This window comes from Komagataeibacter rhaeticus (assembly GCF_003207855.1).
GTDB lineage: Bacteria > Pseudomonadota > Alphaproteobacteria > Acetobacterales > Acetobacteraceae > Komagataeibacter > Komagataeibacter rhaeticus.
This window is the reverse complement of the sequence record NZ_NKTZ01000016.1, coordinates 26,012-49,146: the sequence shown is the minus strand read 5'-3', so window position 1 is coordinate 49,146 and position 23,135 is coordinate 26,012. Positions and strand designations below refer to the sequence as shown.

Annotated in this window: 27 protein-coding genes; 10 read left to right on the top strand and 17 right to left on the bottom strand. The window is 53.6% G+C overall.

The features are described from left to right. Positions 1-76: 76 nt before the first annotated feature. The 16 genes from CFR78_RS12760 to CFR78_RS12685 all read right to left on the bottom strand — a co-directional run bounded on the left by CFR78_RS12760 (position 77) and on the right by CFR78_RS12685 (position 14,263). Entirely contained in the window at positions 77-385 is a 309-nt protein-coding gene (locus tag CFR78_RS12760) for a LysR family transcriptional regulator (protein WP_110581244.1), read from the bottom strand. A 179-nt stretch (positions 386-564) separates the two neighbouring features. After that, the gene (locus CFR78_RS12755; RefSeq protein WP_034931184.1) at positions 565-1,455 is read right to left on the bottom strand and encodes a CopD family protein; all 891 of its coding nucleotides are present in this window, start codon (positions 1,453-1,455) and stop codon (positions 565-567) included. Continuing rightward, positions 1,452-1,829 carry a copper homeostasis periplasmic binding protein CopC gene (gene copC, locus CFR78_RS12750; RefSeq protein ID WP_010517558.1) on the bottom strand — a complete coding sequence of 126 codons (378 nt, stop codon included), beginning with the start codon at positions 1,827-1,829 and terminating at the stop codon, positions 1,452-1,454. The genes CFR78_RS12755 and copC overlap by 4 nt, the downstream gene beginning before the upstream one ends. A gap of 99 nt (positions 1,830-1,928) precedes the next feature. Further along, positions 1,929-3,269 (bottom strand): aminotransferase class III-fold pyridoxal phosphate-dependent enzyme, encoded by a 1,341-nt coding sequence (locus CFR78_RS12745; protein ID WP_010517556.1) that lies wholly within the window; start codon positions 3,267-3,269, stop codon positions 1,929-1,931. Further along, the gene (locus tag CFR78_RS12740) at positions 3,266-4,411 is read right to left on the bottom strand and encodes a methanobactin export MATE transporter MbnM (protein WP_050800618.1); all 1,146 of its coding nucleotides are present in this window, start codon (positions 4,409-4,411) and stop codon (positions 3,266-3,268) included. The genes CFR78_RS12745 and CFR78_RS12740 overlap by 4 nt, the downstream gene beginning before the upstream one ends. 31 nt (positions 4,412-4,442) lie before the next feature. Further along, positions 4,443-5,348 carry an MbnP family copper-binding protein gene (locus tag CFR78_RS12735; RefSeq protein WP_157132976.1) on the bottom strand — a complete coding sequence of 302 codons (906 nt, stop codon included), beginning with the start codon at positions 5,346-5,348 and terminating at the stop codon, positions 4,443-4,445. Continuing rightward, the gene (gene mbnC / locus CFR78_RS12730) at positions 5,345-5,920 is read right to left on the bottom strand and encodes a methanobactin biosynthesis protein MbnC (protein ID WP_010517452.1); all 576 of its coding nucleotides are present in this window, start codon (positions 5,918-5,920) and stop codon (positions 5,345-5,347) included. Before mbnC ends, CFR78_RS12735 begins: the two co-directional genes overlap by 4 nt. Beyond that, complete coding sequence (mbnB, locus tag CFR78_RS12725; RefSeq protein WP_010517450.1) at positions 5,907-6,728, bottom strand: methanobactin biosynthesis protein MbnB; 822 nt, start codon at positions 6,726-6,728, stop codon at positions 5,907-5,909. The genes mbnC and mbnB overlap by 14 nt, the downstream gene beginning before the upstream one ends. Before the next feature lie 54 nt (positions 6,729-6,782). Next, a complete protein-coding gene (mbnA, locus tag CFR78_RS16750; protein ID WP_074448733.1) occupies positions 6,783-6,881 on the bottom strand; it encodes a methanobactin in 99 nt (32 codons plus the stop codon). 125 nt (positions 6,882-7,006) lie between these two features. Then, on the bottom strand, positions 7,007-9,187 hold the full coding sequence (locus tag CFR78_RS12715; protein ID WP_082770917.1) for a TonB-dependent receptor domain-containing protein: 2,181 nt from the start codon (positions 9,185-9,187) through the stop codon (positions 7,007-7,009). A gap of 145 nt (positions 9,188-9,332) precedes the next feature. Beyond that, positions 9,333-9,704, bottom strand: coding sequence for a DUF2946 family protein (locus CFR78_RS16680; protein ID WP_228122168.1), 372 nt, complete (start codon positions 9,702-9,704; stop codon positions 9,333-9,335). A gap of 478 nt (positions 9,705-10,182) precedes the next feature. Next, entirely contained in the window at positions 10,183-11,352 is a 1,170-nt protein-coding gene (locus CFR78_RS12705) for a site-specific integrase (protein WP_034931190.1), read from the bottom strand. Between the two features lie 174 nt (positions 11,353-11,526). Further along, a complete protein-coding gene (locus CFR78_RS12700) occupies positions 11,527-13,224 on the bottom strand; it encodes a recombinase family protein (RefSeq protein WP_110581243.1) in 1,698 nt (565 codons plus the stop codon). 14 nt (positions 13,225-13,238) lie between these two features. Next, positions 13,239-13,619 carry a helix-turn-helix domain-containing protein gene (locus CFR78_RS12695; protein ID WP_034931849.1) on the bottom strand — a complete coding sequence of 127 codons (381 nt, stop codon included), beginning with the start codon at positions 13,617-13,619 and terminating at the stop codon, positions 13,239-13,241. Then, positions 13,609-13,932: a type II toxin-antitoxin system HigB family toxin gene (locus CFR78_RS12690; RefSeq protein ID WP_110581242.1), complete on the bottom strand. Its 324-nt coding sequence runs from the start codon at positions 13,930-13,932 to the stop codon at positions 13,609-13,611. Before CFR78_RS12690 ends, CFR78_RS12695 begins: the two co-directional genes overlap by 11 nt. 100 nt (positions 13,933-14,032) lie before the next feature. Continuing rightward, positions 14,033-14,263, bottom strand: a complete 231-nt coding sequence (locus CFR78_RS12685) for a hypothetical protein (RefSeq protein ID WP_110581241.1) — start codon at positions 14,261-14,263, stop codon at positions 14,033-14,035. Between the two features lie 107 nt (positions 14,264-14,370). Between CFR78_RS12685 and CFR78_RS12680 the strand changes: the two genes are divergently transcribed. The 4 genes from CFR78_RS12680 (at position 14,371) to CFR78_RS16770 (ending at position 17,074) form a co-directional block, all read left to right on the top strand. Continuing rightward, positions 14,371-15,096 (top strand): DUF2726 domain-containing protein, encoded by a 726-nt coding sequence (locus tag CFR78_RS12680; RefSeq protein WP_110581240.1) that lies wholly within the window; start codon positions 14,371-14,373, stop codon positions 15,094-15,096. Positions 15,097-15,299: 203 nt separating this feature from the next. Continuing rightward, positions 15,300-15,980, top strand: coding sequence for a DNA methyltransferase (locus CFR78_RS12675; protein ID WP_110581239.1), 681 nt, complete (start codon positions 15,300-15,302; stop codon positions 15,978-15,980). 109 nt (positions 15,981-16,089) lie between these two features. Next, complete coding sequence (locus CFR78_RS16775; protein WP_408884607.1) at positions 16,090-16,539, top strand: transcriptional regulator domain-containing protein; 450 nt, start codon at positions 16,090-16,092, stop codon at positions 16,537-16,539. After that, positions 16,505-17,074, top strand: coding sequence for a DUF2285 domain-containing protein (locus CFR78_RS16770; RefSeq protein ID WP_110581237.1), 570 nt, complete (start codon positions 16,505-16,507; stop codon positions 17,072-17,074). The genes CFR78_RS16775 and CFR78_RS16770 overlap by 35 nt, the downstream gene beginning before the upstream one ends. Before the next feature lie 105 nt (positions 17,075-17,179). Here CFR78_RS16770 and CFR78_RS16060 read toward each other — a convergent pair whose 3' ends face one another. Next, positions 17,180-19,366, bottom strand: coding sequence for a CHAT domain-containing protein (locus tag CFR78_RS16060; protein ID WP_146221291.1), 2,187 nt, complete (start codon positions 19,364-19,366; stop codon positions 17,180-17,182). Positions 19,367-19,620: 254 nt separating this feature from the next. Between CFR78_RS16060 and CFR78_RS12660 the strand changes: the two genes are divergently transcribed. From CFR78_RS12660 to CFR78_RS12635, 6 genes are read left to right on the top strand one after another with little or no spacing between them, the layout of a single operon-like run. After that, the gene (locus CFR78_RS12660) at positions 19,621-19,890 is read left to right on the top strand and encodes a helix-turn-helix transcriptional regulator (RefSeq protein ID WP_064274290.1); all 270 of its coding nucleotides are present in this window, start codon (positions 19,621-19,623) and stop codon (positions 19,888-19,890) included. Next, entirely contained in the window at positions 19,891-21,009 is a 1,119-nt protein-coding gene (locus CFR78_RS12655) for a replication initiator protein A (protein ID WP_110581236.1), read from the top strand. Further along, the gene (locus CFR78_RS12650; protein ID WP_110581235.1) at positions 21,006-21,521 is read left to right on the top strand and encodes a DUF2840 domain-containing protein; all 516 of its coding nucleotides are present in this window, start codon (positions 21,006-21,008) and stop codon (positions 21,519-21,521) included. The genes CFR78_RS12655 and CFR78_RS12650 overlap by 4 nt, the downstream gene beginning before the upstream one ends. Further along, on the top strand, positions 21,518-22,123 hold the full coding sequence (locus CFR78_RS12645) for a S26 family signal peptidase (protein WP_110581234.1): 606 nt from the start codon (positions 21,518-21,520) through the stop codon (positions 22,121-22,123). The genes CFR78_RS12650 and CFR78_RS12645 overlap by 4 nt, the downstream gene beginning before the upstream one ends. Then, positions 22,107-22,442, top strand: coding sequence for a DUF736 domain-containing protein (locus CFR78_RS12640; RefSeq protein WP_110581233.1), 336 nt, complete (start codon positions 22,107-22,109; stop codon positions 22,440-22,442). The genes CFR78_RS12645 and CFR78_RS12640 overlap by 17 nt, the downstream gene beginning before the upstream one ends. A 4-nt stretch (positions 22,443-22,446) precedes the next feature. Beyond that, positions 22,447-23,100 carry a lytic transglycosylase domain-containing protein gene (locus CFR78_RS12635; RefSeq protein WP_110581232.1) on the top strand — a complete coding sequence of 218 codons (654 nt, stop codon included), beginning with the start codon at positions 22,447-22,449 and terminating at the stop codon, positions 23,098-23,100. Positions 23,101-23,135: the final 35 nt, after the last annotated feature.

The window sequence follows — 23,135 nt, the reverse complement described above, 5'->3', positions numbered from 1 at the left end:
TTCCTGGGTCATTCTTACCTCTCAAATGACGTCAATAACGACGTCGTTAACGACGGTAAGTTACCAGTCACAATCCTCAATCATAAGGCGGCCTCAAACGGCCGGTTACGGCGCATCTCCGAGTATATTCATAAAGAGCATTTGTGTCGTGCAACAGAGCCTCAGCTTGTCGGAGGAATGCTTCGCCGACTGGCGTAGGCGTTGTGCCAGATGATGTCCTGCGGAAAAGCTGAATTCCGACGCGCTCCTCAAGTAGCCGAAGTGAACGACTGACTGCGGACTGTTTGGAATTTAGAGCGCGTGCCGCGCCATGGATGCTTCCTTGAAGAGCAATTGCGCATACGCATTGCAGTTCCCGTAGATCAAGAGGAGGGTGTCTTACCATTCCATTTCTTTCCTCTCATACAAATTAAAATTCGACAGTTTGTAGTGTGAGTGTTGTAACGCACAATAATATAATTTATGTATACATGAAAAATATAATGTAATATTTATATATGTCTTATATACCACAATTAATACCTAGATATATTTATTCGCATCTATAGATATGCGCGCATGACTCTAGTTTGTAGGCAGAGATAAGATTGTCGGGTCCATTCTCCCAGCAACGGCAACAATTGCAATAACAGCAATAGAAAGTGCAATTTCGGCTATTGTTCCGCGTTGAAGATATTTAAGGCTAACCGTAATGTTTCTTTTCTGGCGTAGATTTTTCACGTATACATAGCGGTTGACGCAGGCGATACAGACCATACCGCTCGTTAATCCCAGCTTGAGAATGAGTAGTGTAGAATAGACAGTGACATGCTTCGGCCATCCCCCCAGGATATTCAGGCCGAGTCCAGAGCCGGTAAGCAGGACCAGAAGCACCGCGATATGCCCCGCAGCCGAGTACCGTGCTAACGCCACTTGCATGGAGCAATCCCACTTCTTTTTTCGTGTATCACTGACAAGCATGGCAACGGGGATGAGGCCCCCGCACCAGAAACTACCTGCAAGCAAATGCACGGCCTGGAAGAACATCGCGCCCACACCGATCATGCGCACGTGACCTGTCAAGGCTGTCGCCGTCAGAAGCACGCATGCGGGTATGACCGACAGGACCGCGCCGCATTTACGCCAAGTTAGAAGTAGAAGACAGACGCCAGCTACGGCCTGAATGATCCATGCCTGTCCAATGGTGGTGTCAACAAGCACGGCTTTGCTTAAAGTCGGCGAGAAGGCATCCTGCCATCCATCTCCGACCTCGGAGACTTCGGCTGGCAGTGTTGCAACGACGATTACCGTCGTAAAAACGCTCCCCCATGCCCAAAACTTTCCCAGGCGGGCAGAGAGTGCGTTTCCGAGTTTGCGCGGAGCCAGCCACCCTGCAAAAAGCAGGCTACCTGTAAGAAAGAGCGCCAGGCTGTCTCGTGCGGCGCGACATAGGATCAGGAAAGCATCCGGTGTCATCGGTTAGTAACTGTGAACCCGTAGACGCCATGAGTCTTGTGTCCATCGACGGCAAGGGCGTGCCAGGTTACGGAATATCGTCCAGGCACGAGGTCAATTTTGAGCGGGATCGTCAGAGTCTTGCCGTCATCCGACAGGGAAACGTTTCCTGTTTCTATAACATTACCCTTGGGGCCAGTGACAACGACGCCGGTGAGCTTGACAACTACTGCTTCAGTAAAGCCTAGCGTCAGGCTCTGCGGCGCCGTTCCCGTGCTATCCGCAGCGGGTATTTCGGCGTTCAGGTGGGCATGTGCATAGGCAGGGTCCGCCATCTGCAGAACGAAGTTCCCTGCGAGACACATAGAGGCAACGATTTTACGGATAGAAGTCATGTTTACTTTCCTTGCTTGGTGTGAATTACAGCAGAAAGACAAATATTTTCAGAGAAAAAAGTCTCTTATTGACCAACGAAAAGGATACCTTCGACGCAGCTATGCTGTTGAAAACAGAATAGTATTGAAAGCTTTCGTCATGCGTTGCTCAAGCTCATCAATGTCTTTTTTAGAAATAATGAGAGGTGGTGCTAAAATTATGCTATCGTGTGAGATTCTTATCAGGACGCCGTGTTCCATACATGCTTTCACAACTGACCGTTTGATGTCTCTCTTCTCATCATTTCGGAAATCAAGCTCCCTGTAGCTACGGAATCCGACTTCAATCGCGCTTAATAATCCGATTGTCCGTGTGGATCGGACCAGTTCGTGTGCCGCAAGTTTCGAAATCATCTTTATCCAATGTTCTGAAATATCCCGCACATGATCTACTATTCTTTCATCCTCATAGATTTTTAGCGTTTCAAGGGCGACGGCAGCGGCAACAGGATGTGCGTGATATGTGCCGCCATGATGAAACCCATGGTGCATAATCGAGCAGTCCACCAATGCGGAGTGAAAATCATCATTCATGACGACCGCCGAAATCGGTTGATAGGCCGCTGAAAGCCCCTTCGATGCGACGAGGCAGTCGGGCGTCTGGTTGACGGTCTGGCTTCCCCACATCTTTCCGGTTCGACCGAAGCCCGTCACGATTTCATCGAAATAAAGAGGAATATCGCGCATCGACAAGACGTTGCGGATTGCTTCAAAATATCCTTCCGGCGCTGGGTACATGCCGCCAGCAATCGAGACTGGCTCGCAGAGGAAGGCCGCGATATTTTCGGCACCCGTGTGATCTATCAGTTCTGCCAGTTCCAGCGCCAGGCGATGTGCATAATCTTCTTCTGTTTCTCCAGCCAACGCGTCACGTGGCCAGCGGGGTTGCGCAGCATACAGAATATCGTCACCCGTCAGATCGAATGAATTGATAATGCTTTCGATCCCGCCAAGTCTCGTGGCAAATATCGTCGATCCATGGTAGCTCCCCCGACGCGTGATTATTTTATGCCGTTTTGGATTTCGTTGTTTATTGATATACCAAGTCGTTTTAATGAGAGTTTCGATAGCTTCCGATCCGGTTGTGGCGAAAAGAACGTGAGCGTCCGGTATCGGCGCTGCCGCGCTGAGCGCGTCCGCAAGCGCGTGGACGACAGGGACCGTCCGGTTTAGCGCGGTGGGATAGACTGGCAGCTCTCGCATCTGGCGTGTGGCGGCTTCGATCAGGCGTTCATTATGAAAGCCGAGCGTAGCGCAAAACAGTGCCGACACCGCGTCGATATAGTCTTTACCCGAAGAATCGAAGACGAAGACACCAGATCCAGATACCATATCGACGCCTGATGACATGGCGGAGTTGCTAAGATGCGATAAGCCGTACACCAGTCGCGAAGTCATCATTGTGCGCCTTTACCAGAGGGAGAGGCTGAGGGCAGAGCCAAAGGGCAGGTCTTTCCCGGATCTGAGAACGCCGGGTTGGTGAGGAAGCTCTGATCCGTCAGGGAGTTCAGGAAGGCGATCACGTCCGCGATCTCCGCCTCGCTGATATCGAACGGCTCTATGAACTGGTCGCGCAACGGGTTCTCTCCGTGTGGCCCTGTCGCCGACCGACCTCCCTTCGAGTAATGTGCTGCCAGCACGTCGTGCAGCGTGGCGATGGAGCCATCATGCATATAGGGACCCGTCAGAGCGACGTTGCGCAGGCTTTCCGTGCGGAATTTCCCCTCGTCCTCGGCATTGCCTGTCACTGTCCGCAGCCCGTGATCACTGGCAGGATAGGCCCCCTTGCCGTCCTCGTTATACAAGCCGGTATTGTGAAAGCCTGTTTCTGGAAAGGGCATGTTAGCCGCGCGGATATTGTCGGTCAGATTCAGGCCATTATGGCAATGCGAACATTCGAGCTTCTCGCCGAAGAAGAGCGCCTCGCCTCGTTGCGCGGCCGGGGACAGCGCCGTCTTGTCGCCATGCAGCGAGTGGTCGTAGGGACTGTCGAAGGACAGCAGCGTGCGCTCGAAGGATGCAATCGCCTTCGTGACCGTGGAGAGTGTGATCGCGCCCTTCGCCTCGGGGAAGGCGACACGGAACAGGCGCGCATAGCAGGGATCATCCGAGAGCCGGGCAAACAGCGCCTTTTCCTGGCCGCCCATGCCCAGCTCGACCGGTTGGTCGCTGAACATCGGGATCAGCATCTGCTTTTCCAGAGTGGTGAGCTGTGGATTGGCCCAGGTGTAGCTCGGCAGATAGGCTACGTTCGCCAGTGGCATCGGCGTGCGTAGTCCCGGCTCGCCATGCGCGCCTACATGCGTCGGGACACCAGAGGCAAAGCCCAGTTTCTGGAGATGGCACGACGCGCAGGCGAGCGTCCCATTCTCCGATAGCCGTTTGTCATAAAACAGCCGCCGCCCCAGTGCGACCTTCTCTGCCCTCATCGGATTGTCGGACGGGACGACTGGCGCAGGCGCCCAGGAGGGGATGTCCCAATGCCACGTCGTGGGCCGGGTTGCGGCCGATAGAAGCAGCGCCCCCCCACCCAGAAGGGCCATCTGGAGAACTTTGCGAAATAACGTGCGCATCTTATCGACCCCGAAATACCGACTGAGCCGGCGGAGAGGTCTCTGATCCGAATGGCAGGCCGAACTCACGGAACACACCTGCGCAATCCTTGTCGTCCGGTCCAGACATGCAACCTGGCGCACTATTAATCTGGTTGGTGCTGACATTACTCAGAGCGAGCAGTCGACTTATGTCGAGCTTCACGGTCTGATGCGCCGGATCGAACTCCGGCAGCGTGACCGTGACGAGGTTCGGGGCCGTGCACGCGCCCTTCGGCGCCTCGACCGCGCTGGCGGACTCACAGCCGGTGCTCCCGATATGGACAGGGAAGCCGTGCGGTCGCGCTTTGTCGCCAGGCTTCGGAATCATCGTGATGTCGAGCGTGAAAAAACGATATCCTGACTGCCAGGTCCAGAACATGCTCGTCATGTTCAGTGGTGGCTGTGCAATCGTAGGATCGCCGTGATTGGCGGCCATAGGCAGCCCAACGGTGAAGCGCAGGCCGGTGAAATGGCCTTGCGGCCAAACAAAACTGATAGCCGAGTTCGGCGACGGAGTCGTATCGCTGCATGGAATATTGCGATCGATCAGGTCGATCAGCGCTATCCCGTCACGCTGCCAGAGGCCGGACGGCCCTGGCTTGACCAGCACCGCACGGCCGTCCTTCGTGAGCAGCGCCACATCGTGGATGTAGAAGCGTAGATCGTTGATGCGGACCGTATTGTCGCTTGTCCCCACCGGGCTTATGGTTCTAGCACAACTTACCGGCTGGTTTCCGAATGCCGCCTGGAAAGTAAGGCGCCCGAGCTTTGGTGCTGCGTGGGCTTCGTTTGAAGAAAAGGCCGGGAAAATAAATAGACCCATCCCAATGAATAACAAAAAAAAATTTATTCTATACACTGACGGCGCATAGGTCAAATTGCTCACAGTATGCGGCTCCATCCAGGGAATACAGAAATTTTGTTATCAAAAATAAGGAAATACGACGGAATATCATCTTCCGGGCTTAAATCCGCACCAATTTCAATTTCTTGAATTTCTCGTTGCAGATCTACCGCACGGCACTTCCAGCCGACAGTCCAGTTTTGTTTGATACCGCGGTAAATGGCGATGCCTAGTGCTTCTGTGCGATCAGATATGGCCCACCGAGCAGCTGCAGCTCCCGCCAATTCCGATAGAATGATTTCGGAATTAGAACTATTCAGCATCTCATTTTCTTGCAACCAAATGATAACCCAGAGGTGTAATGGCCAACCAAAACAAATTTTTCGCTCAGAACCCCACCTCATAAAGGGCCGAAAAATATTGAATCCGTCTTGATCACCAGAAAAATCCAGTAGGGATGGACATGGATCATAAAGAGCATGCCAATAACCGCGCCACGCAATATCTAATCGCACCAACGCGCGCCTGTTGTCAGAAAACAAAGAAAACTGATCTGGGCGCGACATAAAGTCTATGACATCGATATCACGCAAATATTTTCTATGATTGTTCATTGTATACACTCTGGTTTTTCGATTTCAAGCGAAGGCTGTTTAAATCTTCCACTATAAGGTCGTAATCAAAATTTCCGTCTCGTTCGTAAGTAATTGTAGTATTTTCACGAAAAAACAGATCAGCATAACGATCTATGAAGATCTCCGTTTCTGATGAAATCTGCTCCGAATGTGAATCAATTAAAATATTATTATCGCTTGGTGCTGGAGTGTATCCTGCAACATGATAGTGTAGCGTTTTCGATATTACATTCTTCCAGTCGTCTATGTCTGCGCCCGTATTCCTAGAGGCACAAACAGCATTGGATATATCAAACAACACATTACATTCAGTTTTCTTTGATATATGCTCGAAGAAAGTTGGAGCTTCATAAGAACCGTCGAGCAGTGAAGGATAATTCTCTAAATATAGAGTATGACCAAGCATATCCTGCCATCGCCGAATTTTATCAAAATATATTGACCCTATTGCATAATTTATTTCGGCGAGTTGATAAAAATTAGTTCCGTTATGCTCGAAAAGTGCGATATGATCGGAAATATAAAGTGGCTGAAACGCCTCAGACATTTGCGTTATTCTGCTTGATATATACTTTAATTCTTCCTCACCTCGCTCCAAAAAACGGGATTGCATAATATGGAATGCGACAGGGCAAGGAAATTTCTTTGCAATTTCTGTTGGATTGAGATGTAAAAAATTGTCGATCAGGAGTTCGACGTAATCTATATGTCCCTCGTCAATAAGGGACATAATAGATGAGTAAGATTGGCCGCCAGTGAAATTTATGCCAATAGAACCGTTACACATCGTATACCTCCTAGGGCGAGACTGGCGCGGAAAGGCGCCAGTCTCTGTATTGTTTTAAGCGTTATAACCGCAGACACCCGAACCACACTGCAGTCCGGCCCGGACAGGTACAGAAATTTGTTTGGTTTTAAGTATAGTTATAGTAATAGCCATTTCATACCTCCAGTAACCACAATAGACATTCTATGCGGCGTCTAATTATACATAAAAACAGGAAATAAATCAATGGAATTACGTGTAATAATTTGATTTATTTCAGAATAACCTCCTGGCGATTGTCAAAATCTATATGATAGATCAAAGCGAAAGCTGCGACCTACTTCAGGAAAATCAACGTTTGTGGAAGCCATTTTATACATACTGTATTCCTTGTCGAATAAGTTGGTAACAGCAAAATTAATTCGCCAAGGCTTGCGAGGAGGTGCCCAGGTTGCGAGTATGTCGTGCACCATATAGCCGGGACGCCGACGAATAATAGTTGCATCGTAGTTCTGAGCGTCTACGGCCATGAGGCTGTACATTAAAGTCAGTCCGATGTTCGGAAAACGGTAACGCATATCAGCGGCAACTTTATCTGGAGGCGAGTACAACCCAGCACCGGTCCGAGCGTTTGTGACTCTTATGTGGCTGAAGCTCAGATCAAACCCCCAGTTTCCTATGTCGTAATTACTATGTAGCTCAATACCGTAACGTGTGGCGTGTCCAACGTTCTGATATTGATAAATGGGTCTGTTTTTCCCATATTTTCCATTAAAACGCCCGATAGCAACTTCTTGAATGAGATTGGTTACGTCTTCGTAAAAACCTGTAGCGCGGACGCTCGCACGATCGTGCTCGCTAAACAGTGCGCTCTTTGTATAAGTAAATCCGCCTTCGTATGTTTTGGCAGATTCGGGTTTTAGATTTTTGTTAGAAACAAAATTTGCGAACCATTGATTGCCTGTCAAATCCATGTCGCTTTGCGCTGGGGTGGGAGCATTATAAGCTTTCCCCCAACTGAGATATATCATCCATTCGCGTGTTGGTTGCCACGATAATGTTATTTTTGGAAGAATAGCACCGTTTGAGCTATTTGAGAGACCTTTCCCGTGTTCAGGAAAGGTATTGTATCTATCGTAACGCAAGCTAGGGGAAAGAGTGACATGGTGGCGAAATTTTATTTCATCTTGCCCGTAAACCCCATATACCTGCTGTTGTGCGTTGGGTGTATTTGAACCAGATGTGGTGTACGTATAAAAATCGCGGTAGTAATTTACGCCTCCAGTAAATTTATGTCTTCCAAACAATCCGAAATTACGAAAGTATGATTTTTGTAAGTCGAAACCATAGGTCTCAAGGACAGTGGACCCGCCATTAGAGTCCATGCTGTTCGGCACCTGCTTTGAGGCCATTTTCGTTCTGTAAAGGGTCAGCCTTCCATCTTCCTCGCCTTGCTCGTTACGTGTTGTGAGGTGCAATGTTGACTCGTCCTGTCGGACATTTTGCTCTTGGCAGGTAGAACAGTGGTAAGTGGAAGGACCTTTTTGTGGCACTGAAGATCTATAGTTTTCATCAAGATAAAATTGCTGACCAAAATCTATTCTAATTCGGTCATTGATGTCATATCCAAGTTTAAGTAGTGCGCTGTGGCTTTGCCCGTCATTGGGTGAAAGTCTCTCGCCGCCCCCTAATCGTATCGAGTTGAAGGTTTGCCCAGAATAAGCAAGAAGCGCATCGAACTTGCCCCATTTTCCGTATATTTTTGCTGATCCCTTCCCATTTCCGTTGGCGCTTTGATAGCCGCCATCAATTTCTCCGCCCAAGCCTTGACCCGGTTTCAGAAGGGACTTTGCGTCAATAGTCTTAATTGACATAACTCCGCCGAGACCACCTGTTCCATAAAGAGTGGACGCTGATCCGGCGACAACTTCTACACTCTGGATAAAGGCGGGATCGATATAAAGCGGCGCTTCAATCCCTTGGGAATCCCAATTACGCCGTGCGCCATCGACCATCAAAATGATCTCGCGTCCCGCAAACCCACGGATTTGGGGAACCTGACCTTCCATACGCGCCGTGCCGACCATATCGACATCAGGCAAGCGATTGAGGGCATCTGAAATCGTGGAAGATTGCCTCATTTGGATGTCCTGACGTGTTATCAGGCTGACCGAGGCGGGAACGTCCTGGATCTGCTGTGGCGTTCGCGTGGCTGTGACAACGAGCCGCTCAGCTGCGTTGCTGGATATAGGGACGGCTGCTCCTGTTTTTACGTGAGCGCCGAGTTGTTTTGACGTGTTTCGTGATGACTGTTCCGGAGTTTTTTTAATCGCCGCCTGCCTGGTTGATGCGGCACTCTCACGCTCTTTTCCGGGCAGTTCATTGGCATGCGCCGCGAAGGACGGGATAAGAAAAATTGCGGCGGCAGAAAGTAAGTGCGCGCGATGGAACGTGTGTGCGCAAACATGTGTCGAAGACATGGAAGCTGATCCTGAGCTGAGAATATCGTTCAGCCAGCAGGACGGTCATTGTCTTTTTCGTCATTAGTTTATGACGTCAGCGACGCACTATGCGTTAAGTGAACGCGTACGGTCGATGAATGACAGCTTAAACGGCCTGCGGGCGCTAGAAGACCGCAGACACAGGGGGGCCACAGGAGAAAGGAACACCAAGTGTGATGACAGGTGGAGCACGGGGGTTAACGATGTTGACGTGGCGTTGCCAACGAATAAACGCCAGTGCCAGCAAGATCACGAGAGCTGTGAACAGGAATACTGGCAGGTGCAGGAGGGGGCATAACGGACAGCTTCCATCGTGATGAGAAGGATGCCCGGACATGTGGTCGTGGTCGCCCTCATTGTCGGCTGACACAGCCTGCGTCACATTGTCCATTGTCATGCCAGGCATATCCGCACAGACGGAGTGCTTATGTGGCGTGTGATAAAGATGTGGAGCGATATCAATGCCTGTCAGGCGCAGGATGGTAGCACGAGGCATTTCTCCCGGCATTGCCTGACTCTGGATCAGGAGTTGCCCCAGAAAGCCCATGAGCGTGAACGCGACCAGAAACCAGCGGCTCAATGAAGAGCGGGGCGCAGGATGTATGGCATGGGCCATCTTTTGAAAACATATGCTCCTGTCACGGTAGACTTTTTATAAAATCCATTATGGTTGCGAGCCTGTCAACCCGATATTGCACACACATGGCAGGCATTCCTACCAGGATGCTTGAAGAGCCCATTTTGGCTTGGCGGCGGCTTTGTTTCGCAAATACGTGGAAGATCGCCGAAGTTCACATCCACGTTGCTACTTTTAACCGCTTCACAACGCTCGGAACCTCAATCACTTAGGCGGTCGTATAACAAAAAACATAAGAGCGTTCAGCACGACCAATCAGTGAATTGTGCAACAAAGCCGAATATATTTTTAGGTATTTTTAAAAATAGTTCTGTGAGGCAGGGCATAATTGACGTGTTCAGATGTTGCTCTCGCTGCCTCCTGAAACAAGTGCCGTAAAAATTTTCAAATCGATCCCTTTGACTGCACGCTGGATTGGTTCTTTCTTGAGGTGAGCATAACGTGCGGTCGATTTGAGATCGCGATGACCCAGCAGTTTCCCGATCATGACCAGATCCTCGCCGAGTTCCAGCGCATCGGATGCAAAGGAATGGCGGAGATCGTGAATGCGGACATCATGCAGCCCGGCTTCCTTTCGGATGCGCCGCCACGGCTTCTCCAGATCGGTCAGGTGACCACCGTCTTTCCGTCCCGTGATGACATAGGGATTGCCCTCAACCCGCGTGATGTCTCCAAGCAAGCCGATCGCACTCTCGCCCAACTGAACCGTGCGGGCACCATTTTTGCTGTCAGGTAATCTGATTATCCCTTCGTCCAGAAAAACATATTCCCATTTCAGACGTTGGATTTCCCGCAGGCGGCAACCGGTTAAAAGCAGGAGTTGGAACGCGTTGACGGCTTCCGGCATTGCGGAACGGCCGTCGTCGAGTGCTTTGCCAAGACGCTGATGTTCTTCTGTTGTGAGGTAGCGCTCGCGCTTCTGCTCCTTATAGCGTTTCACGCCCCTGCATGGATTGACGTTGTCTGTCCGCACACCCCAGAGGATTGCCAGAGAGAACATTTTCGACAGCACACCCAGAGTCCGGTTCGCCTGATACGGGATATGGCGATAGGCGTGGTGGAATGCGACCACATCCGAGTGGGTCAGGGTGGCCACCATCCGGCTGCCAATTTTTTTTATAATGAACAGGTCAATCGCGCGTTGATATTCGGCTTGTGTGGTTGATTTCAGATGCGTCTTTACATGCCGTTCAATGAAAGTCTTGCAGAACTGACTGATTGTGGGGGAGGTCCGCTCTTCGCCGCGTTCGGTGTTTGGGTCGTTGCCGTCTTTCACACGAGCGAGGATTTTAATCGCTTCATCGCGTGCTTTGTCTGCCGTCCAGGGACCATGATGGCCGATCGTATAACGTCGGAACCGGCCATTGGCTCGATAATGAACCACGTAGCTCATCCGACCCGAAGGCCAGACCCGCAGGGCGAAGCCGGCGACCTGATCGTCCCAGACGATGTAGTCCTTCTCAGCAGGCTGGAGGGTGGCGATTATGCGCTTTGATATCCGGGGCATGGCTGCCTCCACAGGATGCGTATAGGATGCAAATGGGATTGAAACGTCAGCGTGAGTAAGCGTAGACAGAAGAGCCAAAATGAACGACTTATTCAATTAAAATAATAGGATAGTAGTGGTTCTTCGGGATGCGTCGGGGAATTTCGTGGCAGGGCGTAGCTCTTGCCTACAAACTCATAACCTGAAGGCCGCAGGTTCAAATCCTGCCCCCGCAACCACTGATACCGACACTCCCGTGAGGCCAGCTCCGGGAGTGTTTCTTTTTTCAGCCTTTTCAATGGCTTGCTGCTCGATCCAGCTCAGGATCGTGCCCAATTCCCCATACAGCATGGCGTCGATCTCGCCCCGGTTCGGGCCGGGTGTCAGCACGACCTTCTCGATCAGCGCCCGCAGTGCCTCGGCTGCTTCCAGCCGTTCCTCGGGGCGGTTGAGGGCGTCGGTCAGACGGCCGACCTTGCGGGCATAGATTGCCGAGGCACTCGGCAGCAGGTCCGGCACATCCTCGGGAACGTCGGACAGGAGGGTCGTCAACTCTGCTTTGCGGGCTTCGAGCGTATCCATCTCCGCCTTCATGCTGGGATGGAACATGCCCTCCTTGATAGCCTCAATGATGCCCCGGATCTGTTTCTCGACTTTCACCTGTTCGACCTGCCAGACATCGGCGTTGGAGCGGCGCTCGCGGTTGAGTCGGTTGGTCTCCTCGGCATAGGCGCGCATCGCCTCGGCCGCGATCTCCGGCGCCATCATCCGATCCTTCAGCCCGGAGAGTACCCGGCGTTCCAGGTCGGGGCGGGGGATGGTCCGGCTGTTGGTGCAGGAACCATTGGTGACGTGGGATGAGCAGGCGAAACGGTCGGAACCGCGCAGCGTGTAGGGACCACCGCACTGGCCGCAGAACAGCAGACCCGACAGGAGCGATTTCGGCCGACGTGTGCCATTCAGCCGGTTCCGCTTGTGATGCGCCCGCACGGCCTCGGTGACGTTGACGTATTTCTCGGCAATGACGCTCTGGCGCGCTTTGGTCGCCTGCCACAATGCGTCATCGACGATCCGTAGATCGGGAACCTCTGTTACCACCCATTCTGATTCCGGATTCAGACGCGAGACACGCTTGCCCGTGGACGGGTCTTTGACATAGCGCTGACGGTTCCAGACCAGCCGACCGATATACAGCTCATTGTTGATGATGCCGGTGCCACGCTTCACATGGCCCCGGATGGTGGTGTCGCTCCACAACTTGCCCTCGGGACCAGCGATGCCCTGGTCGTTGAGGGCTTTGGCAATGGCGCGCGGGCCGATGCCGGCGGCGAAGTCACAGAAGATGCGGCGGACGATCTCCGCCTGATGCGCGTCGATCTCGCGGTCGCCCCGGATCTGTTCGCCTTTGGCGTCGAACTGGCGGACGACACGATAGCCGTAGCACAGCCCACCGCCGGATTTGCCGTCCTCGACCCGGCCGCGCAGGCCGCGATGGGTCTTGGCCGCCAGGTCTTTGAGAAAGAGGGCATTCATCGTGCCCTTGAGGCCGACATGGAGTTCGCTTATCTCGCCTTCGGCCAGGGTGACGATCGGTACGCCCGCGAATTTCAGGTGCTTGAACAGTGTGGCCACGTCCGCCTGGTCGCGCGAGATGCGATCCAGTGCCTCGGCCAGCACGATGTCGAAGCGTCCGGCCTGGGCATCCTGCAACAGGGTCTGGATACCTGGACGCAGGATCATGCTGGCGCCGGAGATACCCGCATCCTTGTAGGCACCGATGACCTTCCATTTCTCGCGCTTCGCGTGTTCCCGGCAGATGCGGAACTGGTCCTCGATCGAGGCGTCGCGCTGGTTGTCGGACGAGTAGCGGGCATACAGGGCGACGCGGGTCATGGGGATGTTCCTTATCAGGCGACCTTGTCCATCCGGCTGGGCCGGATCAGCACCTCGGCCGAGATGCCGAGGCCGTCATGCAACTGGCGGATCATGTCGATCGACAGGCCGCGCTTGCGGTTCAGCACGTCCGCCACCCGGTTGCGCGGGCCGATCATCGGCTCCAGATCCTTGCGCGTGAGGCCCTGCTGCTCCATGCGGAAGCGGATCGCCTCGACCGGATCGGGCGGGTCGATCGGATGGTGCTTCGCCTCATAGGCGTCGATCAGCGTCGCCAGCACGTCGAGGCGGTCGCCGTTCGGCGTACCGCTCTTCGCACCCCACAGGCGACCGACCTCGTCGAGTGCTGCATCGTAATCCGCTTCGTTGCGGATGGGTTTCAGATCAGCCGTCATGCTCCACCTCCGTCACGTCGATCCTGTCATACGCCTTGTGTGTGCCGATCCATTTGATCCAAACGATGCTCTTCTCGAAATCGACCGCCACGACCAGGCGATAGGCGTTGCCCTTGATGTTGAAGACGATCCGCTCCGCGCTGACGATGCTCGCCGTGGCATAGAGCCGCTTCACATCGGCGGTGCTCATCCAGGCGGCCCTGCCGACTTCGGCGAACCAGGCGTCCAGCGCCGTCTTGACGGCCGGCTGGTCTTTCTGGCCCGCCAGACTGTCGACGAACTCTCTCAGCGTGCGGCGGGCGATGATCCTCATTGATTGACCTTATATCACGGGACCATAATGGTCACAAGGAAAATGCACGACTGCCCGGCGAGGGGGCATTCGCCGGGACAACACTGGCGAGAAGGGGAGGCTACCGCATGGGGCTGGATCGGTTCTGCCGGGTCTGTTTCCGCTCCAGAGCGCGGGCACGCTCGAACTGTTCGCGGGCCATCTGCCGGCCGATCAGGCGGGCGAGGGACAGGATGGCCTCATTGGACGGGCGGAACGCCTCTTCGGCCGTTTCCGCCACACCGGCGGGGCCGAACACCTCGATCCTGATCCTGTCGGGTTTGCGTGCCATCCTGTCCACCTTCCCGGTCATGGGGCGACAGAAACGATGAAGGACAGGACAAGGGGATTTGAGAAGACTATGCGACGGTCCGTGCGGTAATCGGCGGTGATCGCGCAGAAAAGGGAGGCTTATCGGTCGTGGAAAAGGTGATCATTCTTCTGGCGATTGGATATGCCATCGGATTCTACATCCGGGGGCGTCGTGCGACGGCCGATCTGGTGCAGGCAGGAAAGCAGATTGCCGAGAGGAACACGCGGCTTCAAAGTCTGGATCGTCAGGTCTCGGGACGCGATACAGAGCTTTCGTCGTTGCGCCGTCGGATTGCCACGCTGGAAACACAGGCTGCCGACCAGAAGAAGGACGCAGAGCGTCGGCGGCAATATTTTCAGGACAACGACCTGTCCAACACGAAAAATCAGTTACACTTCATCAATCAGTGCAGTCTGCGGGCCGTCCGTCCCGTCAACAAGGAGGCTGTGCAGGTCCTCTACGCGCTCGACGAGTGGATCAGGACGTATCAGCCCGACTGGCGTTTCGCTTTCGAGGTTTCGATGGGTGGGTTCATCAGAACGACTTACGATCCGGAAGATCCGCGTCAGAAGCAGGCTTTCAGCTCCTATAGCGGCAAGCGTGTCGATTTCCTGCTGATTGATCGCTATGGGCTGCCAGTTATGGTGATCGAATATCATGGCACAGGCCACGATTTGTCCGGCGATGCGGATGACCGCATGGCGGTAAAGCGTCTGGCCTTGCAGAAGGCCGGTATCCCGCTGCTCGAAATTCCCGAAAAGATGGCCAGGCTCCAAATTATGGCTGCCATTTCCGAAGCTGCTGGGGCGGCTCTCAGGGTAAAAACAGGCTAAGGGCTCCGCCCTCGCGCCGGCAAGGGTGCGCGTCAGCAGGCTGACGCCGCCCGATGGGGTGTCCCCGATCTTCCTGCGCTGCGCTCCGTGCAGACCGGGCGATACCCCTACCCATCGGTCGCCCTTGCCGTTGCTACCCCGCTGCTCGCCGCGAGGCAGAGGAACAGCGGGGGCTGTTCCTCGCGGAACAAAGGGCAAAGACCATGACCGGCAACACGAACACGGCGACCGATTTCCGCAATACCATTCTCAATGGCGATAGCGTGCAGTTGATGCGCGCACTTCCTCGCAATACGGTGGACTTCATCCTCACCGATCCGCCTTACCTTGTGAACTATCAGGGCAGGGACGGCCGGAAGGTCCGCAACGACGACAATTCCCGCTGGCTCCGGCCTGCTTTCAACCAGATGCACCGTGTCCTGAAATGGGGCGGCTTTGCCGTTTCGTTCTATGGCTGGAACCGGATTGATTTATTCGCCGATGCCTGGAAGGCGGCGGGGTTTCGCATGGTCGGGCATATCGTCTTTCGCAAGTTGTATTCATCCTCTTCCCGGTTTCTCCGGTATGAACACGAAAGCGCCTACCTGCTGGCCAAGGGAAACGTGACGCCTCCCGCGAAGCCCATCCCGGACGTGATCGACATGCCCTATTCCGGCAACAAGCTGCACCCGACGCAAAAGCCGGTGGCGGCTCTCCTTCCCTTGGTGGAAGCCTTCTGCCCGGTGGGTGGTCTGGTGCTGGACCCGTTTGCGGGTTCCGGTTCGTCGCTGGTGGCGGCGCAGCATCTTGGGCGCGATTGGCTGGGGATGGAACTGGACGCGGACCACGCGGCCACGGCGACCCGGCGCCTGGCCTGGCACGCGGCGAAGAAAATAGCGGCATAGGGAGTGAACGCCGCAGGGCCCACAATTCGGTTCTGCGGTTCCCGCTTCCTTGGCCTATCTGTCCGCATAAATTTGCGCCGATCCGACTGCGCGGATCGACGGCAGAAAGATGGAAAATAAGCACCGCTCGCCGGGCGAGTGCCCGGCTCGCGAACTATTCTGGCAGGTGTGGAAGAGCGACATAATATCGTGCGATCGCGTTACGAGATCGACATATCTCCAAATGCAGTCTGCACAAAACCTTCCCATCGCGCATCATGATTGTCCTGCTGCCAGAAGCAGGCGCAAGAGGAAGGGTAACGCGATGCCGATATCAGATTGGCAGTCGCCGGCCGCTTACGAACACGCAAAAGACATTGCAGCCGCCGGCATGGCCTGGGAATATCTTCGACGTGACGACGAATATCGTCGCGCGTTTCAGCGAATAAAAATGCTCGCGGCTCCGAAGGCAGGGGGGAGGAAAGCCTTTTCCGAACGATGGGGTTTGCGATTTCCCTGTCGATCCGGCGCAGCCTGCCGGCCGCATGCCTGTTTTCTGGATACCGGAACTCTCGCCTGACGTCATAGAACTGCGCACGGTTCTCGCGGACGCGGATGATCCAGCCGTCATACCGATCAACCTCGCAGCGTTGCCCGATCTGGTTGCGCGGCTGGATGGCGGTGATGCGTGGCATGGCTTCTGGCGGTCCGACGCGGCGGCACACCAGTTCTGGCTCCCGACACATCCGGCGGATAGACCCGCCACCTATGTCGTGATCCTGCCGCTTGATAAGTTGCTGGAACTTCGCGCGGAGGCCGTGCTGCGTTTATGGCGCGCGTTAGTCGGCCGGTCTGGGGGCAAGCGGGGGCGAGACTTTCCGCAGCAGACACGTGACCGGCATATCCTGATGCTCCGGGCGCTTGACGGCCGGGCGGCTGGTGCGAGCTATCGCAAGCTCGCCGAGGTTCTGCTTAGGTTTCGAGGTAGGAAGGCGGATTGGGACAACGATCCTCGCAAGAACCAGATCCGCCGCCTTGTTGCCGATGGTCGGTATTATGTTCGTGGGGGTTATCGTGAGCTCTTGCACTACCCGTTCCACTTGTCTAACGGTTGAGAAGAAACAAATAATAGATGTCGTTCTGTAATTTCCTAACATTAAAAGATATTAAAACAAATGGTATTATATTAATATTGTAATATAATAAAGTAAAACTAATTTTTATGTCATAAACACAGGAGAGCCCCATGATAGAATACTTTTAAAGTCTTCCATATCATTTTCCAATCGAAATTTACATCGTAAATCTTTTCCAAGTCGAGACTCTATATTTGTAATAATATTATTACAATCTCGCATTTCCTGCAATGTTCGTGAAAATATGTTCATAAAAGAACTGTTCTTATTTATATTTGAAGCAAAAAGTGCGCCGAATGCTAAGCTGAGGCTTGGTGTTGAGGGCCAGAGATGGGCAATAACAGCTTGATGTGAATCTACTAAAGATGGACCAATGCCCATTCGGGATAATCCTGACATTCCCTGTGTGGCTGCGCCGCTACAAATATTAAGAATCAATAGTCGCCTATCGAGCGTATTTTTCTCAACCAGCGCTAAATCATCCATGGGTAATAATTGAGAATTTTTTTTGTCATCTGACATTATGACGATTCCGCATCGTTGCGGTTCATCATGAACGAATTCGCCGTGTCCGATCACCCACAATATATCGATATCGGGTTGTTGGTAAAATTCAACAAAGTCTTCTTTTGTTCCTCCGTTTTTGGGTAGGAATATTGAAACGGATATTCCATATTTTTTTCCAAAATCTTCTATTATTTCTGTTTCAAAGTGTGTGTAAAATGTTTCTCCAGCCCAAATAGATATTCTATTGATTCTTCTGTCATTTTTGGGCTCAGATAAGCTTATTTCTATAGGAAGACATAATGAAGTGTCGCGATAAAGTAGTGCTTGTATTGGATCGGAAAGTGACGGGAATATCAGAAGAGATCGTGGTTTCTCTATAATTTTTAATTTTCTAAATAAATCTCTAGACAAATAGTATTTTGTCATTTCTTCTTCAAGAGCATTTCCTTTGCTATGATCTGGAGTCCATTCTTTTGATTTATTATAAGAAAGTGGATTTTCTGGATCTATCCACATACCTGTAGCTTTGCTGAGGTGTTCTTTTACTCTGTGGTGACCTTCGTTTTTATCAAAAATATGCCCCCAACAGCCCCCTATCCATAAGATACTTAGTCCGTTATCCAAACCTGGGCATATAAACAATACATTATCATCGCACTGGGTTGATGTTGGATTTTTATACCATGCTGACATAACGTCTATGATTGAATGAAGATCTTTTTCTTTTACTAGAAAATGTATTAACGGCCTTAACAAACTTGCCCTATATTCTTTTGAATATGGAACATTTGCTCCTATGTCACCAGAGTATTCATATATTCCAACAACATTTTTTATTTCCTGTATGATTTCGTTTTTTAATAAGACCCAATCACTATAGCTTCCGATTGAAGCAATTAAAAATTGCAATTTTTCATGTTCCCTAAAATGTTCTCCATAATTTTTTATTATGTATTTTGCCCACTCCTGTGATGTTTTTCTTGTAAATACGTATGCTTCGGTAATAAATATAGTGGCTAGAGAGGGGCGGAATGCATCGGGGAAGCATGGATCATTCCAAATAGTCAATGCATCTTGTGTCCATATCTCTGTATTTTCGTGGTCACAACTCATAGCCCACGCTACAATCGCTGCGATAGCAAAAGCGATGTCTCCAACAAGGGGTGAATATTTTTTTTTGGAATTACGGTATAAATTTATTAAAACATCAAAAAAGTAATTTGCTAAAATATTTGCCAGTTCTGGTGAAAGATTGTATTCTCTGGCGGTTATAAAAACATAAGAAAGCCAGCGGGGAAGTAGGAAAAGAGATTTAGTTCCAAGAGATTCGATATCTCCAGATTGGTATAGAGGAACAAAAGAGTAAACGCTATTGTATCTATTATTTTGATCGTAATCTGAAGATGTTGCTTTGTGTATCCAGTGATAGGCTTCTGCTTCTTGTCCGCAAGAAATGGATAATTCTAGTGGTTTAGTTCCTATTATAAGTTTTAGAAACAAATATCCTCTTTTTTCAATCTCATCCATTTCATGATTGAGAATATTATTTATATCTTCAATTGCTTTATCTGATATTTCATAGCACCACTCAATAGAGGTAGTGGAGGAATGAATTTGATAAAATAGTATAGCATCAAGCAATGCAGTTACCGAATCATCATTCCTGATGGAGAAGGGACTGTCCCAGCAATAATTGTTGCCTAAAAATATTAGAGGCTTAATCATAGAAAGATTCGGAAATGTTTCTCGAAATGAAGGCGTCATATTTAACATCAAATCCTATTATAAAGAAATTTCGATCTTATTTTATGTAAGTGAATAAATTAATATTCATTTTGTGGCGTGTTGTCATACTTTTTTCTACTTCGAGAGGGATTTTTCCGAAAGTATCGCTTCTTTGGGTGCCGTAATCAACCCTACCTGTTTCCGGCACTCTCCAGACCGCCGATCCTCCGCCACGGTTCGCCATGGCCCGCTGTCGTGACCGACAGTCGCCGAACCCAACCGGAGGCCCGATCATGCTCGATCCCAAGACGGGGTTGCCACCCCGTTTCCTGCGCACGCCCGATGCGGCGCGCTTCCTTGGCATTTCCATCCGTACTCTGGAAAAGCATCGTACCTACGGCACAGGCCCAACCTATCGGAAGATTGGTGGTCGTATCGTTTACACCCTCAACGACCTCCAGGGATGGACCGAGAACGGTGTACGTAGGTCCACGACGGATGAGACATCCTGCCGCGTGTTTCCGGCCCGTCCGCTGACAGCAGCCGAAAAGGCGACCCTCTGAATGGCCGGCGTCATGCCGCAGCGGGGCCAGCAGGGGCGGGAGAGCGAGCGGCTGGGCCTTGATCCCTTCGTGATCGCGGGGGGCGATGCCAGCCCTCGTGACCAGCGCGACCTGATGGAGCGCCCGTTCTTCTCCCTCTCCAAGGCAAAGCGGGTCGCGCCGATCCTGTACGAGGCCGGTGGCCAGCAGGTCGAGATTCATGGCCTAGCCGAGCACGGCATGGCGACGATCTGGGATGCCGATGTGCTGATCTGGGCCGCCTCGCAGATTGTCGAGGCCGAAAATGGTGGCCTCAGGACATCCCGCTTTCTGCGCTTCACCCCATACCAGCTTCTGACTGCCGTGGGCCGAGCCACGGGCGCACGGGATTATAGGTTGCTCAAGGCGGCGTTCGCCCGCCTGCAATCGACCGTGATCCGCACCACCATCCGTAACGGCGAGCACTGGCGCCGACACCAGTTCTCCTGGATCAATGAATGGGAGGAGCGGACGACCCGCGACGGCCGCGTCGAGGGCATGGAGTGCGTTCTGCCGGACTGGTTTTATCGCGGCGTCATCGACCGCTCATTGGTCCTGACCATCGACCCGGCCTACTTCCGCCTGACGGGCGGTATCGAACGCTGGCTCTACCGCGTCGCCCGTAAACATGCCGGGCATCAGCCGCGGGGCTGGCTGTTCGAGATTCCCCATCTCCACGAGAAATCCGGCAGCCTGGCGCGTGTCTCCGATTTCGCGCTCGATCTGCGGCGCATCGCCGCCCGCCAGTCGCTCCCCGGCTATCGCCTCGCGATCCGGCGCGAAGGACGGCGGAACCTGCTGCATATTCGTCCCGTCAATTTATCCACAGTGCCTGTGGATGACGGTGTGGACGGACACGGGATTTCGGGCGCGGAGACTATCGGGACTTCGGGCGCATCACTATCGGGATTTCAGGCGCACGAACCCCAGCTAAGCCTTTGGCCTGAAAAGCGGAATCGCGCTCCTAACTTAGAGTCTAACTTAGACTCTAACTTTTTGATGTTGGGGCGACCGGATGCCGATCGTGGTGCCGGTGCCGCTGACAGGCCGTATGATCCTCACGCGTGTGGTCTTTCTCCCATGCTGGGAGACGGGCCATGAGCAGCGCCACAACGGCCCGTGCGCGGGGCCACTCCCTGCCGTTTGCCCGTGACACCTTGACCCATGTCGAACTGACCCACATCGAGAAGCGGGTCGAGAACTGGGTCAGATTCGGCCATGAGGCTCAGGAGCAGATCCTCGACCGCCGCCGCCGTGTCTTTTCCTTCCGTCCCGGCAGCATCTTTGCCTTTGTCCGCTGGGCGGCCAACGATTTCGGCACGGTCGGGTCATGTATCGACATCCTGCGCGCCGTGGCACCGGGAGACCCTTGCCAGACCGTGCCGTTCGTCCAGCCGGGCAGTGAAATCCTGCTGCGGGTTGCGGGCTGGCCGAAGGTCGAACAGGTGCTCCGTCATATCGATGCGGTGGAAGAGGCCGGCCTCGACGCCTGCGCGGTTTCGCCGGATCACTGGCGGCATGTCGGCAACCGGCTGAACGCCGGTGAGCAGCCGCGCCCCTACACGATTGCACGTCATCGGGCCTGGCTCAGACGACAGGAGATCGTGCCATGACCCGCTTCGGTTATGTGATGGCGACGTATTTTGCCGCGATGGGCGTGGCCGTTGCCTCCATCGTCCCCGTGCCGGTGAAGCTGCTCTGGAACGCCTCCGCCAGCACGCCCCTCGGCCTCTACGACCTTACCGCTTCGAACGGGTTGAAGATCGGTGATCTGGTCGCCGTCAGGCCACCGAAACCGCTGGCCGATTTCATGAGCGAGCGCGGTTATATCGGGCGGAACGTGCCGTTGCTCAAGCCTGTTGCAGCCCTTCCGGGGCAACAGGTGTGCCGTGTCGGCCGTACCGTCACCGTGGATGGTGTGCGGCTGGGCGAGGCGCAGGACCGTGACCGGCGCGGGCGCGCGTTGCTGGTCTGGCAGGGCTGTCGCCGCATTGAACCCGATCAGATTTTTCTCATGAACCCGTCCGTTCGCGACAGTCTGGACGGCCGCTATTTCGGCCCGCTCTCGCGTGGTGCCGTGATCGGTCGAGCGACGCCGCTCTACACCGACGCGTACGGCGACGGTCATTTCGTCTGGCACGGCCTTTTCGCTGAGAGGCCGATGCCGTCCTTCCCCAACATCGCTATGGAGACTTCCCATGCCGCAGATCGGTAGCTTCACGCGCGACAAGACCGGCTTTGCCGGACGCATCCAGACCTTCCTCGGTTCCCATGAGATCGTCATTGTGCAGGCCGAGAAATCGGAATCCGACAACGCCCTGGATTATCGCATTCATCGTGATGACGAGGACGGTCCGGAGATCGGTGCCGGCTGGAAACGCACTGGCGAGCGGGCCGGCGATTACGTCGCCCTGGTGATCGACGATCCGCTCCTGCCGCAGCCGTTGCGCGCCAATCTGTTCCGTGACGCCAGTGACGGTGGCATCTGGTCGCTGCACTGGAACCGGCCGCAGAAGCGCGACGGACGGGACTGAGACCATGCGCAATCAGACCCGGATCGCCTGTCTGCTGGTGACGGGATGTCTCGTGTCCATGGTGCCGGTCGCTGTATCGGCGCAGACAATCGACATCCCGTATGCCGCTCAGATCGCCGAGGCGGCGCGGCGTTTCGACATTCCGGTGACATGGATCAGAGCGGTGATGGGCGCCGAGAGTGCAGGCGATCCGGGCGTGGTTTCGTCGGCGGGTGCGATGGGGCTGATGCAGATCATGCCCGGTACATGGGCGGATCTGCGCATCCGGCATCGTCTCGGCCGTGATCCCTACGATCCGCGCGACAACATTCTGGCGGGCGCGGCCTATCTCCGTGAGCTGCATGACCGCTACGGTTCGCCGGGTTTTCTCGCCGCCTATAATGCTGGTCCCGATCGTTATGAGGCGTCTCTGGCAGGGCGTCCGCTGCCGCAGGAAACGCGCGCTTATGTCGCTGCCGTTGCGCCGATCATCGCAGGTGGCGGCGATGCTCCCGTCATGATCGCGGCGGCTGATCGGTTTGCCTGGACCCGTGCGCCGCTCTTCATCGTGCAGCCGGATCGCAGCGCGGCGGTCGCGTCAGGGCGGGATAGTTCGGGGATCATGCCGCAATCGGATGGTCTGTTCGTCGCGGGTGGCGGCATGGGATCGCGGCCATGATGGCAGTGTGCAGGAGAGTGGGTGGAGAGGCGAAA

What these genes read in the sequence shown, in the direction of transcription:
- CFR78_RS12760 (WP_110581244.1), bottom strand. Translation starts at nt 385, where the DNA reads ATGGTAAGACACCCTCCTCTTGATCTACGGGAACTGCAATGCGTATGC.
- CFR78_RS12755 (WP_034931184.1), bottom strand. Translation starts at nt 1,455, where the DNA reads ATGACACCGGATGCTTTCCTGATCCTATGTCGCGCCGCACGAGACAGC.
- copC (WP_010517558.1), bottom strand. Translation starts at nt 1,829, where the DNA reads ATGACTTCTATCCGTAAAATCGTTGCCTCTATGTGTCTCGCAGGGAAC.
- CFR78_RS12745 (WP_010517556.1), bottom strand. Translation starts at nt 3,269, where the DNA reads ATGATGACTTCGCGACTGGTGTACGGCTTATCGCATCTTAGCAACTCC.
- CFR78_RS12740 (WP_050800618.1), bottom strand. Translation starts at nt 4,411, where the DNA reads ATGGCCCTTCTGGGTGGGGGGGCGCTGCTTCTATCGGCCGCAACCCGG.
- mbnC (WP_010517452.1), bottom strand. Translation starts at nt 5,920, where the DNA reads ATGAACAATCATAGAAAATATTTGCGTGATATCGATGTCATAGACTTT.
- mbnB (WP_010517450.1), bottom strand. Translation starts at nt 6,728, where the DNA reads ATGTGTAACGGTTCTATTGGCATAAATTTCACTGGCGGCCAATCTTAC.
- mbnA (WP_074448733.1), bottom strand. Translation starts at nt 6,881, where the DNA reads ATGGCTATTACTATAACTATACTTAAAACCAAACAAATTTCTGTACCT.
- CFR78_RS12715 (WP_082770917.1), bottom strand. Translation starts at nt 9,187, where the DNA reads ATGTCTTCGACACATGTTTGCGCACACACGTTCCATCGCGCGCACTTA.
- CFR78_RS16680 (WP_228122168.1), bottom strand. Translation starts at nt 9,704, where the DNA reads ATGCCTCGTGCTACCATCCTGCGCCTGACAGGCATTGATATCGCTCCA.
- CFR78_RS12705 (WP_034931190.1), bottom strand. Translation starts at nt 11,352, where the DNA reads ATGCCCCGGATATCAAAGCGCATAATCGCCACCCTCCAGCCTGCTGAG.
- CFR78_RS12700 (WP_110581243.1), bottom strand. Translation starts at nt 13,224, where the DNA reads ATGACCCGCGTCGCCCTGTATGCCCGCTACTCGTCCGACAACCAGCGC.
- CFR78_RS12695 (WP_034931849.1), bottom strand. Translation starts at nt 13,619, where the DNA reads ATGACGGCTGATCTGAAACCCATCCGCAACGAAGCGGATTACGATGCA.
- CFR78_RS12690 (WP_110581242.1), bottom strand. Translation starts at nt 13,932, where the DNA reads ATGAGGATCATCGCCCGCCGCACGCTGAGAGAGTTCGTCGACAGTCTG.
- CFR78_RS12685 (WP_110581241.1), bottom strand. Translation starts at nt 14,263, where the DNA reads ATGACCGGGAAGGTGGACAGGATGGCACGCAAACCCGACAGGATCAGG.
- CFR78_RS12675 (WP_110581239.1), top strand. Translation starts at nt 15,300, where the DNA reads ATGACCGGCAACACGAACACGGCGACCGATTTCCGCAATACCATTCTC.
- CFR78_RS16775 (WP_408884607.1), top strand. Translation starts at nt 16,090, where the DNA reads ATGGAAAATAAGCACCGCTCGCCGGGCGAGTGCCCGGCTCGCGAACTA.
- CFR78_RS16770 (WP_110581237.1), top strand. Translation starts at nt 16,505, where the DNA reads ATGCCTGTTTTCTGGATACCGGAACTCTCGCCTGACGTCATAGAACTG.
- CFR78_RS16060 (WP_146221291.1), bottom strand. Translation starts at nt 19,366, where the DNA reads ATGACGCCTTCATTTCGAGAAACATTTCCGAATCTTTCTATGATTAAG.
- CFR78_RS12660 (WP_064274290.1), top strand. Translation starts at nt 19,621, where the DNA reads ATGCTCGATCCCAAGACGGGGTTGCCACCCCGTTTCCTGCGCACGCCC.
- CFR78_RS12655 (WP_110581236.1), top strand. Translation starts at nt 19,891, where the DNA reads ATGGCCGGCGTCATGCCGCAGCGGGGCCAGCAGGGGCGGGAGAGCGAG.
- CFR78_RS12650 (WP_110581235.1), top strand. Translation starts at nt 21,006, where the DNA reads ATGAGCAGCGCCACAACGGCCCGTGCGCGGGGCCACTCCCTGCCGTTT.
- CFR78_RS12645 (WP_110581234.1), top strand. Translation starts at nt 21,518, where the DNA reads ATGACCCGCTTCGGTTATGTGATGGCGACGTATTTTGCCGCGATGGGC.
- CFR78_RS12640 (WP_110581233.1), top strand. Translation starts at nt 22,107, where the DNA reads ATGCCGCAGATCGGTAGCTTCACGCGCGACAAGACCGGCTTTGCCGGA.
- CFR78_RS12635 (WP_110581232.1), top strand. Translation starts at nt 22,447, where the DNA reads ATGCGCAATCAGACCCGGATCGCCTGTCTGCTGGTGACGGGATGTCTC.